A 14707-nucleotide genomic window follows, 5' to 3' on the forward strand; every position below is an offset into this window, starting at 1 on the left:
TGCGGGAAAGAGGACTTGAACCCCCACTCCAATGGAACTAGATCCTAAGTCTAGCGCGTCTGCCAATTCCGCCACTCCCGCATGGAACATTAATATTATATGTTTTTTTTATTCATTTGTAAAGAGTTTTTTAAAAATTAATTTAAAAAATATTCTGGTGCGGGAAAGAGGACTTGAACCCCCACTCCAATGGAACTAGATCCTAAGTCTAGCGCGTCTGCCAATTCCGCCACTCCCGCATGGAACATTAATAATTATAAGTTTTTTTTGTTCATTTGTAAAGAGTTTTTTTGAAAAAAGTTGAAATTTTTTAATAGTTACAACTTTATTACATAGGGCAAATACTATTTACAAAAGTGCTCTAGATTGCTAAACTTAAAAGGGTGTAGGAGGAATAATAATGAAAAAAGCACTTAGATTTTCAGTTGTATTTATTCTTGCCATATTAATTTTAGTATATATAAGTGGAATTTATATATTTGGTAGAGTATTTCTTCCAAATACCTATGTAAATGACTTAGATGTAAGTCTTACTAAGACAAGTGATTTACATAAAACATATAATAATTCTTATAAAAATTTCGAGCTAGAGATTATAAAAAGAGATGGTTCAGAAAAAATAAAGTCATCTAGTTTTGATTATAAAGATGAATTAGATGAAAAATCATATGTTGAGCAAAATCCATTTTATTGGTTTGTGTCTTTTCTAGTTCCTAAACATTATAATTTAGAACACAATATAAGTATTGATAAGGATAAATTTAATAATGTTATAGAGAATTTAGAACTTTGGAAAGATGAAGTAATAGAGCCACAAGATGCTAAAATAGTATACAAAAATAATAAGTTTGAAATTGAAGAAGAAATAAAAGGTAATAAATTAAACAAAGAGAAGTTAGTTGAGAAGATACTTGATTATATTGATGAGTCTAAGAAAAAATTAAACTTAGAAGAGGAAGAAATTTATTATAGTCCTGTTTTAACATCTAAAGATCCTGAAATTATAGAAAAAGCTAAAAGGATGAATGAATTGAATTCTTTTACTATAACTTATGATTTTGATGATAGAAAAGAAGTCCTTCAAAATGAGGAACTTTTAAGTTTATATATGGAAAATGAAAATAAAGATTTAGTTCCAAATATAGAAAAAGCTAGGGAATATATATTATCTTTATCAAAAAAATACGATACTTTTAAGAAAACTAGAACTTTTCAAACAACAGATAAGGGAATTGCAGAAATTCAAGGTGGAATTTATGGTTGGAGTACTGATATAGAAAAAAGTACAGAGGAACTTGTAAAGGCTCTTGAAGGGACTAAAACAGTAGAGATAAAACCACAATATAAATTAGATGCACAGTCTAGAAAAGTAAATGATATAGGGAATTCCTATGTTGAAATAGATATTGCAAGACAACATATGTGGATATATAGAGATGGGAATTTAGTACTTGAAACAGATATAGTAACAGGAAATCCAAATAAGGGAAATGGAACACCAACAGGAGTTGGGAAAATTTGGTCAAGGGAAAGAGATAGATATTTATCAGGTGAGGGATATAAATCTCATGTAAATTATTGGTTGCCATTTAATTGGTCAGGATGTGGAATACATGATTCTTCATGGAGATCTGATTATGGTAAAAATATATATTTATCAAGGGGATCTCATGGTTGTGTAAATACACCTCCTTCATTAATGCCAAAATTTTATGAAAATACTTTCCATGGAATGCCAGTTGTAGTATATGATTCAAATACGCAGATAATATCTAGTGAAAATAAGTAGGAATATTCCTGCTTATTTTTCTTTTATGTAGGAATTTTAATAAAATGCACTAATTATATGTAAATTCGAAAAAATGTTTGCATTTAAATTAACAATATGATAATATCTATTTAGAAAAAAATATAAATAAATATCTTCAGGGCGAGGTGAGAATCCTTGACCGGTGGTATAGCCCACGAGTCTATTTTAGACATGAACTGGTTAAATTCCAGTGCCGACAGTATAGTCTGGATGAAAGAAGGTTGCGATTTGTTTAGACGCAATTTTTGCCCCGAAGTAGGGCATTTTTTTATGCCCCAAAAAGTCTTTGGGAGGATTGTTTATGAATAAAGTAAATAGTAGAAATAATTCAAATGTCAGAGTTATGACAAAAGTTGGAATGCTTGGAGCAATAGCATTTATATTGATGTATTTTCAATTTCCATTAGCATTTATAGCTCCTTCATTTATGCAAGTTGATATTGCAGATTTACCTGTTTTAATAGGATCTTTTGCATTAGGACCAATTCCTGCAATATTAATTTCAGCAATAAAAAATATACTACATTTAGCTATAAAGGGAACATCAACAGGTGGTGTAGGTGAACTTTCAAACTTTATAGTAAGTAGTGTTTTTGCAGTTACAGCAGGAATTATATATAAGAAAAAAAGAACATTTAAAGGAGCAATTGTAGGGCTATTTATAGGAACTATTGTAATGACAATTACTGCTTTAATTTCAAATTACTTTTTTATATTTCCACTTTATGCAAAATTAATGCCAATGGAGGCAATAATTAATGCAGGTGCAGCAATAACAAGTAGAATTACTGATTTATGGAGTTTAATGATATATTCTGTACTTCCTTTTAATTTATTAAAGGGTTTTATAACATCAGTAGTGACTATATTAATATATAAGAGAGTAAGTCCAATATTTAAAAATTAAAAATTGTTTATTATAAAAGCTGTCTTTTGGCAGCTTTTTTCTTTTATGTAATTATAAAAACTTTATTTGGGTATTTAATTACTAATGAAGTATTATGACTTTGTAAATTATTATAGATTATATAGATATATTAAAAAGGAAGATGTAGTAGATATTTATGTTAGAGAAAGGAAATTTTTATATTGATATAATTAAAAATATTATATAGTTAAATAAATTGTTTTTTATAGATAAAAAATAGTTTTATTTTAAGAGGGGTTTTATGCTAAAAACTAGGAAAAATAGTGTTTTATCTATTGTTATAGTTTTTTTTCTTATAATAAATTATTTTTTATTACACTTTTCTTTTAAGGAAAAAAATGTTATTACAAATTACATAATGGAATATTATAATGAACTTTTAGATGAGAAACAGAATATTTCAAGTAGTTATACTAACTTTAATAAATATTATCTAGATAAATATGAGGAATATTTAACTAAGGATTTAGAGGAGAAGTTAATAGAAAGTGGAGAGATGCCAAATATTGATTTATTAAATTATGGAAGAGAAAATAAGATTAAGTCAATTGATTTAAATAATATAATATTTATCAAAAGAGATAAAAATATTTATGAGGTCAAATATGATTTAGTTTTAAAAGATAATGAAAAGAAGATAAAACTAATTAATAAAGAAGAAATTTATTATTTAAAAAAAGAAAATAATAAGTTTAAAATAGATTATATTAAGAAATTATAAGAGTAGATATCTACTCTTTTTTCTTTTTAATTATGCTAAAATTGAAGTTGGAGGTTGATATGGAAAGAAAAAAATCAATATTTTTAAAAATTGTAATAGTATTACTTATTGTATTAAATGTATTTTGGTATTTTAAATCTCAAGAGGATACTAGTTTTATTGAGGATTATTTAAATATGTATTATTCTCAAGTAACTTTTAAGGAAGATACATTATTAGAGCTTCAAGAAGAAATATCTGATTCTCAGTTTAATGAGGATAGTAGTGAGACTAAGTTTTCAATATATCAAAAACAATATAGTAAATTTTTAACGAATAAACTTTTAAATGATTTTTCAAATCATGGACAAATTCCAAATTTTGATTTAATTAATTATGGTATTAAAAATAATATTAATGATTTTAATATTAAAGATTTAAGTATTAAGAAAAAAGAGGGAAGTATTTATAGTATTAAATATAATTTAGTAATAATTAATGATAAAGAAGATGAAAAGATTCTAAATTATAATCAAATTTATAAACTTAAAAAAGAGCAAGGTATTTTAAAAATAGATTATATTGGTGAGGAAGTTGGAAATAAGTAATAAAAAAAAGAGTAGATTATCTACTCTTTTTTTATTCTAAATTAATTATTCAGCGTCTTCTTCAGTTTCTTCTACTGTAGGAACTGCTGCTGCATCAACATCAGCAACTTCTTCTTCTTCAATTTCTTGAACTTCTTGTAGAGTTGCTACAGCTTCATCAAGTTCGATAAAGATTTCGATTTTGTCATTATTTGCAATATCAAGATCTTTAACTTCTTTAACATCTCCTATTTCCATGTCGCTAACATTTACCATAGCTTCACTTGGTAGGTCTATTGGAAGACATTCAACTTCAATTTCATCAATAACTTGAATTAAGTTAGATGGTTGAACTTTAATGTCGTCTTTTCCTTCAAGAACAACTGGAATAGTAACTTTTAATTTTTCGCTCATATCTACTAAGAATAGATCAAAGTGAAGAATTTGGTTTTTAAATGGATGTCTTTGAAGATCTTTAAATAGAACCATTGAAGTTTCTCCATCAACATTGATTTCAAAAATATTTGAAGTTCCCATTAATTCGTAAATTTTAACAAGATCTTTTTGAGGAACTGTTACGTTGTAAGGTTCTGAACCTTTTGAATAAACAACTCCTGGAACTAGTCCTTCTTGTCTTAATTTGTCAACTTTGTTTTTACCTACTTCTTCTCTTTTTGTAAGAGCTAATGTAATTGTATCTGCCATATTTATACCTCCAAATTTAGAATACTATTTTATAATACCTGAACCTAAACAAATATCATCTTGATAAAATACACACACTTGTCCTGGTGTGACACCTTTAAGTGGTGTTTTCAAAGTAACATGTAAATCTCCATTAGATTCTTCTGTTACTACCATATCTTCATCTTTTGCTCTGTATCTTATCTTTCCTTTACATTCTAAAGGAAAACTTGGTTTTTCTGTAATCCAAAATGGATCTTCACAGTAAAACTCATCTTTGTATAGGGCAGGGTTTTTAACGCCTTGTGCAACGATTAGTCGATTATTTTTTAAGTCTTTATCTGCAACAAAGAAAGGTTCCCCACTGCCAACTCCACCAATTCCAATGCCACGTCTTTGTCCTATGGTGTAGTGCATTAATCCTGAATGTTTTCCAAGATATTCTCCATCTACAGAATAGATATCTCCTTCTTTAGTAAAAAGAAATTGGTCTAAGAATTCATTGAAATTTCTCTCACCGATAAAGCAAATTCCAGTGGAATCTTTTTTATTAGCTGTTGCAAGATTATTTTCTTCTGCAATTCTTCTAACTTCAGACTTATCCATTTCACCAATAGGAAATAGTGTCTTAGCTAGAGCTTCTTCTTTTACACGAGATAAAAAGTAACTTTGATCTTTGTTTTGATCAAGTCCTTTTAAAAGATATGTTTTGCCATTTTCTGTTTTAGTTCTAGCATAATGGCCCATAGCAATATAGTCCGTGTCAAATTTCATGGCAAAGTCTAAAAAGGCTTTGAACTTAATTTCTGTATTGCACATAACATCGGGATTCGGTGTTCTACCTTTTTTATATTCTGATAGAAAATAAGAAAATACATTGTCTCTATATTCTTTTTCAAAATTAACAGTATAATACTTTATACCAAGTTCACCACATACTCTTACAACATCAAGATAGTCATCTGTTGCTGTACATACGCCGTCATCTTCGTCCTCATCCCAATTTTTCATAAAAACTGCAGTTACGTCATAACCTTGTTCTTTTAGTAGAAGTGCGCATACTGAAGAGTCAACTCCTCCACTCATTCCGAGTACTACGCTTTTTGACTCTGTCATAAAAATCCTCCTAACTTTCTAACCATTTTATAATTATACATTAGCTTTGTTAAAAAATCTAGTTAAAATGCCATTTTATTGCATTCTAGCCTTTAACAAGGACATAATGTAATATTATAAATAGAGTAAATTTATTAATTATACTTATATAGTTCTTAAGTATATCTTTATAAACTAAATAATTAATGCTAATATATAATAGGTGATTTTATATGAAAAGAAAAGCATTTTTCAATATATTTTTTATATTTTCTTTAATTTTTTTAATTTCTTGTAAAAAAGAGAGTGTAGAAAAGTATGATATTGAGTTTTTTAATACTTTTGATACTGTCACTCATATAATAATTTATGATAGTGATAGTAAAAGGGCAAATAAAGAATTAGAAACTATGCATAATAGATTTAATGAACTTCATAAGATATATGATAAATATAATGACTATGAAGGATTAAATAATTTAAAGACTATTAATGACAATGCAGGAATAGAGCCTGTAAAAGTAGATAAAGAACTATTTTATTTAATAGAGTATTCTCTAGATTCTTACAAAAATATTTCTAATAAAACAAATATTGCAATGGGACCTGTTGTAGATACTTGGAATAAATATAGAGAACTTTATGAAGCAGGAAAGACAAAGGAAGAAGTAGTAGAGTTATTAGGTAGTGAAATTCCAACTAAAAAAGAGTTAGATTTATCAAGACAGTACTTAAATGTTGATGATATTGTTTTAAATAAAGAAGATCAAACTGTCTATTTAAAGAAAAAAGATATGCAATTAGATGTAGGAAGTGTTGCTAAGGGTTATGCAACAGAACTTGTTGCAAAAGAAGCTGAAGAAAGAGGAGTTAAATCTGAAATTATAAGTGCAGGTGGAAATGTAAGAGCTATTGGTGGACCAATAGATAGAGATTATTATAGTGTTGCAGTTCAAAATCCCTATAAAAACTCTAAAGAAGAGAAAGACTTTTTAACAGTTTTAAAAATTAAGGGAAAATCTGTAGTGACAAGTGGAGATTATCAAAGATATTTTAAAGTAGATGATAAGAACTATTGCCATATTATTGATCCAGAAAGTTTAATGCCTGGAAATATTTACAGATCTGTTTCAGTAATTACAGAAGATTCTCTATTATGTGATTATTTATCAACATCACTTTTTCTAATGCCTTATGAAGAGGGGAGAGAGCTTGCTGATAAATTAAATGTAGATGTAATTTGGGCCTTTCCAAATGGTGAAGTAAAAGTAACTGATGGAGCAAAGAAATTAATGGTGGAACAATGAATAATAACTTTAGAGGTTTAGTATTTCATATATTAGTAATAGTATTTATGTTTTTTCTAAGTTTACTTTTAAATATTAGTGAAGTTGTTAGAAATTTTGTCTATACAAGTTTTATTTTTAAAATTATATTGACTATACTTCCAGCTTTTATATATTATAATTTGGCGAAAATAATGAGCAAAAAATCTTCAAAGAAATTTGATTTTTTAAATGGTATATTTATTGTTATAATTGGTCTTATATTGGGAATAATAGCCTTTACAGGACTTGGATTAGGAATATTTAGCAAAGAGGTATTTTCTTCTATGTGGAGATTTCCACTTGATATATTTTTATTTCCACAAATGTATATTTTAGAAATATATAATATAAGACATAATATTATTACATTTATTATTATTTTATTTATTCCAAGTATTATTTATGGTTTTAGCATTAGAAGTTCTAGAAGAAAAATAGCTAAGAGAAAAAGAATAAATAGAATGAAAGAAAGACGAATGAATAGAACGAAATAATTATTAAACTTAAGGGTATGTATATAAAGTCATTAATTATAATAATTGGGGTGAGTATATGTATAAATATAATAATGAAGAATTATATGAGGAAGCTATAAAAAGTTTTAAAGATATTGGAGTTGAGATTTCTGATATTGCAGAAATTGTCTATATGCTTCAAAAAGAATATAACGAAAATATAACTATGCAAGATTGTATTGAAAATGTTCAAGCTGTTTTTAAAAAAAGAGAAGTAATTCATGCAGTTTTAACAGGTCTTGCAATAGATCAAATGGCAAGAGAAAGAAAACTTCCAGAGCCAATTCAAAGTATTATTACAGCTGATGAGGGATTATATGGAATTGATGAAGTTCTTCCACTTGGCATTGTAAATGTCTATGGAACTATTGGTTTAACTAATTTTGGATATTTAGATAAAGAAAAAATAGGCATTATAAAAGAATTAGATGAAAGAAAATGTAAAGACAAAGAAAATTGTGATGTTCAAACCTTTGCTGATGATTTAGTAGCAGCAGTAGCAGCTGCAGCTGCTTCTAGAATAGCTCATAGTAGAATAGGTATTGAAGATTAACAAAAGCCCCTTATATATTATAGAACTTATCTATAGTTATATAAGGGGTTTTATATGTCAAAATAAATTAAATTGAATATATTCTATTGAATTCATAATTATATGATGTTAAACTTACTTAGATATACCCCTAAGACAATAAATGTGTTAAAATTATATTTAAGAAACTGAGGGAGGTATTTACTTATGAAAGTAACTATTTGTATGGGTTCTAAATGTACATTAATGGGAGCTAATTCTATTTATGATGCAGTAGAATTAATAAGAGAAAGTATTTGTGGACCAGAATCAGAACTTTGTTCTGCTGAAAATTTAGAAATTGAGTTATCTCACTGTCTAGATTACTGTAAAAATAAAGAAAGTGGTCAAGTTGCACCAGTAGTATTAATTGATGATGAAATAATATTTAAAGCAACTGCTCAAGAAGTTAGTGAAAAAATTATAAACAAACTTAAAATTTAGTATGTCGCTTGTTATAAAAAAGAAGTAGGTAATAAAAAAAGATGAAAGAAACATATGGTAATATAGTAGATTTAAGAAGAAAGGTTTTTGCTGAAGTTGCAAGAATAGCTTATAATGATTGTGATATTTCAGAGCTTGAAGATTCAAGTTATAGAATAGTACCAGGAGAAGTTGCAAAATATAGAGAAGATATCTTTAGAGAACGTGCTATTGCAGATGAAAGACTTAGACTTGCAATGGGAATGGGTGTAAGAGAAATTAGTGTTTATAAAAAGATAACAGATGGCTTTGACAAAGTAGATATTGACACAAATGCCTATGAAAAACCACTAATTAATGTAATTAAATTTGCATGTGAATCATGTCCTACTAAAGCATATTTTGTAACAAATAACTGTAGAAAATGTCTAGCGCATCCTTGTACAAATGTATGTCCTGTAAATGCCATTACAATAGGCAAAGAAGGGGCAATCATAGATGAGGAAAAATGTATTAAATGTGGTAGATGTAAAGATGCATGTCCATTTTCTGCAATTGTAAAATATGAAAGACCATGTGCATCAGTTTGTGGTGTAAATGCAATTTCATCAGATGAATATGGAAGAGCTGAAATAGATCAAGATCAATGTGTAGCATGTGGTAGATGTATAACAATATGTCCTTTTGGTGCAATAGCAGATAAGACACAAATTTTCCAATTAATAAAAGCTATTAAAGCAGGAAAAAATGTCTATGGTGCAATAGCTCCATCATATATAGGACAATTTGGTGCAAAAACATCAGCAGCTCAAGTAGTTGAGGCAATAAAATTACTTGGATTTAAAGATGTAATTGAAGTGGGACTTGGAGCAGATGTTACAACTTTACATGAAGCAAAAGAGTACTTAGAAAAAGTTCCTGGTGAAATTCCATTTATGGGAACTAGCTGTTGTTATTCATGGTCACTTATGATCAAAAACAAATTCCCGGAATTTTCTGAACAAGTATCAGATACAGGTTCTCCAATGAGATATACTGCAGAATATATTAAGAAAATTGATAAAGATGCAGTAATTGCCTTTATTGGACCATGTACATCTAAAAAACTTGAAGCATTAAATACAGAAATAAAATCAGAAGTAGACTTTGTAATAACATTTGAAGAATTAATGGGTATGTTTGTAGCTAAAGAAATTGAACCTTCTGAAATAGAAGTTACAAAAGATTTAGAAGAGTCTTCTGCATCAGGTAGAGGATATCCAGTGGCAGGTGGAGTTGCTGCTGCAGTTAAAGAAGTAGCACAAAAACTAAACCCAGAAAAAGAAATAAAAGTTCAAGGTGCAAATTCCCTTGACGAATGTATTAAAATGTTAAAAATTGCAAAAGCAGGTAAGTATGATGGATACCTACTAGAGGGCATGGCATGTCCAGGAGGATGTGTTGCAGGAGTAGGTACAATAGCATCACCAAATAGAGTTAAGGGTAGTGTTAAAAAATACATGATAGAATCAAAAGTAAAAACACCACTTGAAAACGAACTATTAGGCGATGAATTGAAGTAAGAAAAAATTAAATCTTTAAATTTATGGAAATACAGGCAAAAGCACTTGACAGTTGTTGCTGCCTGTATTAAAATGTTTAAAGTGTTTAAAAAGCCCCGGAAAAATTTTTAAATCACAGGAGGTAGTCCCAATGAAAAGCTATATGGCTAAGGCCAATGAAGTAGAAAGAAAATGGTATATTATAGATGCTGAGGGAAAAGTATTAGGAAGACTTGCAACTGAAATTGCTACAATATTAAGAGGAAAAAATAAACCAATCTATACCCCACATGTAGATACAGGTGATTTTGTAATCGTAATAAATGCAGAAAAAGTAGAACTAACAGGAAATAAATGGTCAGATAAAGTCCATGCTTACCACACTGGATATCCAGGTGGAAGAAAAGAAATTCCTTATAACCAATTAAGAGAAAAGCATCCAGAAAGACTTATTGAGTATGCTGTAAAAGGTATGCTTCCAAAGGGAAGTCTTGGAAGTCAAATGTATAGAAAATTAAATGTATATGCAGGCTCAGAGCATCCACATGATGCACAAAAACCTGAAGTATACGAATTTTAATTGGTAGGGAGGTATAAAATATGGATAAGTCACAATACAGAGGCACTGGAAGAAGAAAAACTTCAGTTGCACAAGTAAGATTACTACCAGGAAATGGTAATATCACTGTTAACGGACGTGATCTAAATGATTACTTTGATTATGAAACTTTAATTACAGTTGTTAAATCTCCCCTTGAATTAACTGATACAATGTCAAATTTTGATATAGTAGTAAAAGTAATAGGTGGAGGATTTACAGGACAAGCAGGAGCTGTTAGACATGGTATAGCTCGTGCACTTCTTGAAGTTGATCCAGAGTACAGAACTGTTCTTAAAAAAGCTGGTTTCTTAACTAGAGATCCTAGAATGAAGGAAAGAAAGAAATACGGTCTTAAGAAAGCAAGACGTGCTCCTCAATTCTCAAAGAGATAATCTGTATACTACAAAACGTTGGATTTATCCAACGTTTTTTGTTTCAGTTTTATTTCAATATAATACTTAAATTAAAGTTTAATTTTAACACGATTATATTTATTATTTAAAATGTTGATATTGGAATAAAAATGTTAATTATTTATTTGAAAATTCAAGAGTTATAAACAAAAAAAAGACATCTTAATATTAAGATGTCTTTTTTTTATTCACGAGCAATATCCATAAGAGAAGATTTAAGTTCTTCTTCTATCTTTATTAATTCATTAGATGCAAGTTTTCTTTGCTCAATTCCATCTTTTTGAATTTGTTTAACTTCACGAAGAGCAGATATTAACTGTTCATTAGTGTGTTTAATAGTATCAATATCTACAATACTACGTTCTGAAGCCTTTGCACTTTCAACAGTTGCCATATTAAGAGCATCTGCATTTTTCCTTAAGAGTTCATTAGTAAAATCAGTAACTTCTTTTTGAGTTTTAGCAGCTTGTAGAGAATGTGAAGCTCCAAGAGAAATAACCATTTGGCTTTTCCAAAGAGGAATAGTATTTACTATTGTAGATTGAATTTTCTCAACCATAACTGTATTAGAAGACTGCACCATTCTTATTTGTGGGGCCATTTGAAGACTTATTGTTCTAGTTAGATCTAAGTCATGAAGCTTCTTATCAAATCTGTTTAAAGAGCTTTGATAGTCTTGAATTTTTTGAGCATCTGTTGGAAGATTTGATCTATTTGCCTTTTCAATTAATTCAGGAAGCTCCTTATTATTTGCTTCTTCTAATTTCTTTCTTCCTGCTAATATATACATAGAAAGCTCTTTATAGTAGGACTCATTTAAATCATACATTTGATCAAGAATTGCAATATCTTTTAAAAGTTGAATTTGATGATTGTCTAAAGTTCTTACAATTGTATCTACATTGCTTTCAATATTTGCATATTTTGTTTGCATACTTGTAACTTTATTTGCTGATTTTTTAAAGAATTTTTTAAATCCATTTTCATTTTCATCAATATCAAAGTTTTTAAGTTCATTTACAACATTTGAAAGTAAATCTCCAACTTCACCTAAATCCTTTGATTTAACAGATTCTAAAGTTTTTTCTGAAAAATCGGCAATATTTTTTTGAGCACCAGCTCCATATTGTAAAATTAAATTTGAATTTTTTAAATCAATTTGTTTTGCAAACTCATCAATTTGTTTTTTCTCTTCATCAGTTAAATTAATTTCTTCAGTATTTTTTATAGAATCTTTTTTAATTTCATCAATATTTTGTATATTTCTATCTTGATGATCTTCATCTCCAAGTGTTAATTTAATTTCTCTATCCATATAATCACCTATATTAACCTATTATTTTATTAAAAAAGTCTCTAACTATATCTTTTATTGGTTTATTCATTATAGTAGATAGAACAAATAATAAAAGCACTATTATAATAAGAGGTTTTATTATATTTGCAACTACCTTTAGTAAATTAAAGCCAATAAATAAAGCTATTATAGTTATTATTAAATTATTTTTATCTCCGTTCATTTTATCACCTTATATTAATCCATCTTTTGACATTGATTGTTTTAAATTTCTTATTTCTTCTACTATATTTGCAGTAGAGTCTTCATATAAATTATCAAGTATTTTATAAAAGGCAGAAATAATTGTATCCATTGAGCATTCAATATCATTTATTGTATATTTCACATTATTTGTCTTATTTTTTATATTATTTAAAGTAATATACTCATCTAAAAGTTTAATAGTAGTAGGTAAATAGAAATTAAGACTACTATAAGTTTTTTCTTTAAGATTTGGTTTTTTATTTGCTTTAATAATAATTTGCTCTGTTACACTTATCAAATCATCTACTTTAATTTTCATAGGTCCAGATATTTGATCTTTAATAATATTAAGTTCTTTAATATATTTAGACTCTATATTATTAGTATTATAGGATTTTTTTCTATTGTAGATACAAGTTTCATCAATATTAAAAGTATCATCTATATTATTTGAATGACTTTCTTTAACTGTATCTGAAAAAGTATCATCTAAATCCTCATTATAAGTTGAAAATTTTTCTTCAAATTCCGTCTTTAAATCATCATCATATTCAGAAGTTTTATTATTAGAATTTTTGTCTTTAAAAAATTTAGCTAATATAAACCCTGTTAAAAATGTAAAAATAGCTTTAAATACATTTAATAATATTTTTAATAAATATTTTATAATATTAAAAAATATATCTAAAATTGAAGAAAGTATTTTCTTAAAATGCATTTAATCACCTATTACTTTCTAATTTTAAAATCATCTTCTAAAAGACCATCTTGAGATAATATTGTTTTTAGAACTGATAAATCTGTTTTTACATCAAAGGAAGAATGTTCATATAGATCATCTAAATATTTTGCCATTGCATATAATATTGTATCCATTGAATATTCTATATCAACCATTGCAGATTTTATATTATCTCCTTTTATTTCAATATTAGAAAACTCTACATAGCTTTCTAATAATTTAATAGTTGTAGGTAAATAATATTCAATAAATTTATAATTAGATTTTTCAATTTCTTTATTATTTTTATTAAATTCAAATATTTTATCTACAATTATAATTAATTTACTAACTTTTTCTTTCATAGAACCAGTTAAATTATTTTCTATATTCTTTAGACTATAATAGTATTTATTACTTTGTAAATTTTCTTTTTTTAGATTTTCTTCTTCTTTTTTATTTTTCTTTTCAATCTCATCTTCTAAAGAATGTTCTTTGTAAATTTTGTAAGTATTATTATCAAGTACAAAGATACTATTATTTTCTAAAAGTCTTGCTTCTTTAAAATAGTCCTTTTTTATAAATTCTAATAGATCATCTACAACACTATCTGTATCTTCACCAACAGCACTAGATAAATCAGATACAGTAATTACAGTGGATTTGCCAAGTTCTCTTAAATATCTTCTATATCTAATACTTTTTAGGCTAAGTTTTTGACCATGTTTATAAAAGAAAAAACTTATTGCAAAAACGGGTATAATCCAATCAAGTAGTAGCATAAAAGGTGCTTTTCCAAATATAGATAAAATAAATATTACAAATCCCAATATAGAATGAGATAAAAAACCAAGAAAACCAATAGATTTAAATATTATAGATTTATTGTCCATTGGAGGTTTTTGTAATACAAGATTTGGATCTTCAGCGGGGATATAGTTTTGATCTTTATTTAAGTAGTTGTTAAACTTGTTTAAACTACTTTTTGCAAAGTCTATGGCGCTATTTACAGTAGATGATAAAATCTTATTAATCTCTGAAAAGTCTTTATTATTAAAGGCATTTTCAATTTTTTCATTAAAATTATTTTTATTATTATCCATTTTCTCATACCTCGATTTAATTCTAACACAAATTGACTATTTTCAATAGATATCTTAAAATCTTAGAAAAAATGTAATAATTTAAGGCTTTTTGTAATAAATAAAAAATGAATATTTTTAATTATTAGTGTAAAGAAAATTATT

At 27.1% G+C, this 14707-nt stretch carries 17 protein-coding genes, 2 tRNA genes and 1 riboswitch; of the genes, 11 read left to right on the forward strand and 8 right to left on the reverse strand.

The features are described from left to right. Window positions 1-81: transfer RNA gene (locus J2Z71_RS07600), tRNA-Leu, on the reverse strand. 74 nt (window positions 82-155) lie between these two features. Continuing rightward, window positions 156-239, reverse strand: a tRNA-Leu gene (locus tag J2Z71_RS07605). 161 nt (window positions 240-400) lie between these two features. On the opposite strand from J2Z71_RS07605, the gene J2Z71_RS07610 reads away from it, so the two are divergent. The 4 genes from J2Z71_RS07610 (at window position 401) to J2Z71_RS07625 (ending at window position 4046) form a co-directional block, all read left to right on the forward strand. Beyond that, window positions 401-1789 (forward strand): L,D-transpeptidase family protein, encoded by a 1389-nt coding sequence (locus J2Z71_RS07610; RefSeq protein WP_210061757.1) that lies wholly within the window; start codon window positions 401-403, stop codon window positions 1787-1789. Window positions 1790-1917: 128 nt separating this feature from the next. Continuing rightward, window positions 1918-2036: riboswitch (FMN riboswitch) on the forward strand. 75 nt (window positions 2037-2111) lie between these two features. After that, entirely contained in the window at window positions 2112-2717 is a 606-nt protein-coding gene (locus tag J2Z71_RS07615) for an ECF transporter S component (RefSeq protein ID WP_210061759.1), read from the forward strand. A 262-nt stretch (window positions 2718-2979) separates the two neighbouring features. Then, on the forward strand, window positions 2980-3459 hold the full coding sequence (locus J2Z71_RS07620) for a hypothetical protein (RefSeq protein ID WP_210061761.1): 480 nt from the start codon (window positions 2980-2982) through the stop codon (window positions 3457-3459). Between the two features lie 59 nt (window positions 3460-3518). Next, window positions 3519-4046, forward strand: a complete 528-nt coding sequence (locus tag J2Z71_RS07625) for a hypothetical protein (RefSeq protein WP_210061762.1) — start codon at window positions 3519-3521, stop codon at window positions 4044-4046. A 45-nt stretch (window positions 4047-4091) separates the two neighbouring features. Here the strand turns inward: J2Z71_RS07625 and J2Z71_RS07630 are convergent, their stop codons facing one another. Both J2Z71_RS07630 and mnmA read right to left on the reverse strand, forming a co-directional pair. Beyond that, window positions 4092-4730, reverse strand: a complete 639-nt coding sequence (locus tag J2Z71_RS07630; protein ID WP_210061765.1) for a 50S ribosomal protein L25 — start codon at window positions 4728-4730, stop codon at window positions 4092-4094. A gap of 24 nt (window positions 4731-4754) precedes the next feature. Next, on the reverse strand, window positions 4755-5825 hold the full coding sequence (gene mnmA, locus J2Z71_RS07635) for a tRNA 2-thiouridine(34) synthase MnmA (RefSeq protein ID WP_210061774.1): 1071 nt from the start codon (window positions 5823-5825) through the stop codon (window positions 4755-4757). Window positions 5826-6037: 212 nt separating this feature from the next. On the opposite strand from mnmA, the gene J2Z71_RS07640 reads away from it, so the two are divergent. From J2Z71_RS07640 to rpsI, 7 genes are all read left to right on the forward strand, one after another. Then, complete coding sequence (locus J2Z71_RS07640; protein WP_210061776.1) at window positions 6038-7111, forward strand: FAD:protein FMN transferase; 1074 nt, start codon at window positions 6038-6040, stop codon at window positions 7109-7111. Beyond that, window positions 7108-7626: a hypothetical protein gene (locus J2Z71_RS07645; RefSeq protein WP_210061778.1), complete on the forward strand. Its 519-nt coding sequence runs from the start codon at window positions 7108-7110 to the stop codon at window positions 7624-7626. The genes J2Z71_RS07640 and J2Z71_RS07645 overlap by 4 nt, the downstream gene beginning before the upstream one ends. Window positions 7627-7684: 58 nt before the next feature. Next, window positions 7685-8200, forward strand: a complete 516-nt coding sequence (locus J2Z71_RS07650) for a phosphatidylglycerophosphatase A family protein (RefSeq protein WP_210061780.1) — start codon at window positions 7685-7687, stop codon at window positions 8198-8200. Window positions 8201-8386: 186 nt separating this feature from the next. Then, the gene (locus J2Z71_RS07655; RefSeq protein WP_210061783.1) at window positions 8387-8662 is read left to right on the forward strand and encodes an NAD(P)H-dependent oxidoreductase subunit E; all 276 of its coding nucleotides are present in this window, start codon (window positions 8387-8389) and stop codon (window positions 8660-8662) included. A 41-nt stretch (window positions 8663-8703) separates the two neighbouring features. Next, window positions 8704-10203 (forward strand): 4Fe-4S dicluster domain-containing protein, encoded by a 1500-nt coding sequence (locus J2Z71_RS07660; protein ID WP_210061784.1) that lies wholly within the window; start codon window positions 8704-8706, stop codon window positions 10201-10203. A 130-nt stretch (window positions 10204-10333) separates the two neighbouring features. After that, the gene (rplM, locus tag J2Z71_RS07665) at window positions 10334-10762 is read left to right on the forward strand and encodes a 50S ribosomal protein L13 (RefSeq protein ID WP_210061786.1); all 429 of its coding nucleotides are present in this window, start codon (window positions 10334-10336) and stop codon (window positions 10760-10762) included. A gap of 20 nt (window positions 10763-10782) precedes the next feature. Beyond that, entirely contained in the window at window positions 10783-11175 is a 393-nt protein-coding gene (gene rpsI / locus J2Z71_RS07670) for a 30S ribosomal protein S9 (RefSeq protein WP_210061787.1), read from the forward strand. Window positions 11176-11380: 205 nt separating this feature from the next. Here the strand turns inward: rpsI and J2Z71_RS07675 are convergent, their stop codons facing one another. The 4 genes from J2Z71_RS07675 to J2Z71_RS07690 are packed head-to-tail and all read right to left on the reverse strand — an operon-like array spanning window position 11381 to window position 14563. Beyond that, entirely contained in the window at window positions 11381-12511 is a 1131-nt protein-coding gene (locus tag J2Z71_RS07675; RefSeq protein WP_210061788.1) for a toxic anion resistance protein, read from the reverse strand. A 13-nt stretch (window positions 12512-12524) separates the two neighbouring features. Next, window positions 12525-12716 (reverse strand): hypothetical protein, encoded by a 192-nt coding sequence (locus tag J2Z71_RS07680; RefSeq protein ID WP_210061789.1) that lies wholly within the window; start codon window positions 12714-12716, stop codon window positions 12525-12527. A 9-nt stretch (window positions 12717-12725) separates the two neighbouring features. Then, window positions 12726-13457: an argonaute/piwi family protein gene (locus J2Z71_RS07685; RefSeq protein WP_210061790.1), complete on the reverse strand. Its 732-nt coding sequence runs from the start codon at window positions 13455-13457 to the stop codon at window positions 12726-12728. A gap of 11 nt (window positions 13458-13468) precedes the next feature. After that, a complete protein-coding gene (locus J2Z71_RS07690; RefSeq protein ID WP_210061791.1) occupies window positions 13469-14563 on the reverse strand; it encodes a 5-bromo-4-chloroindolyl phosphate hydrolysis family protein in 1095 nt (364 codons plus the stop codon). Window positions 14564-14707: the final 144 nt, after the last annotated feature.

The sequence above is a fragment of the Peptoniphilus stercorisuis genome (assembly GCF_017874395.1).
In the GTDB taxonomy this organism is placed as follows: Bacteria; Bacillota; Clostridia; order Tissierellales; family Peptoniphilaceae; genus Anaerosphaera; species Anaerosphaera stercorisuis.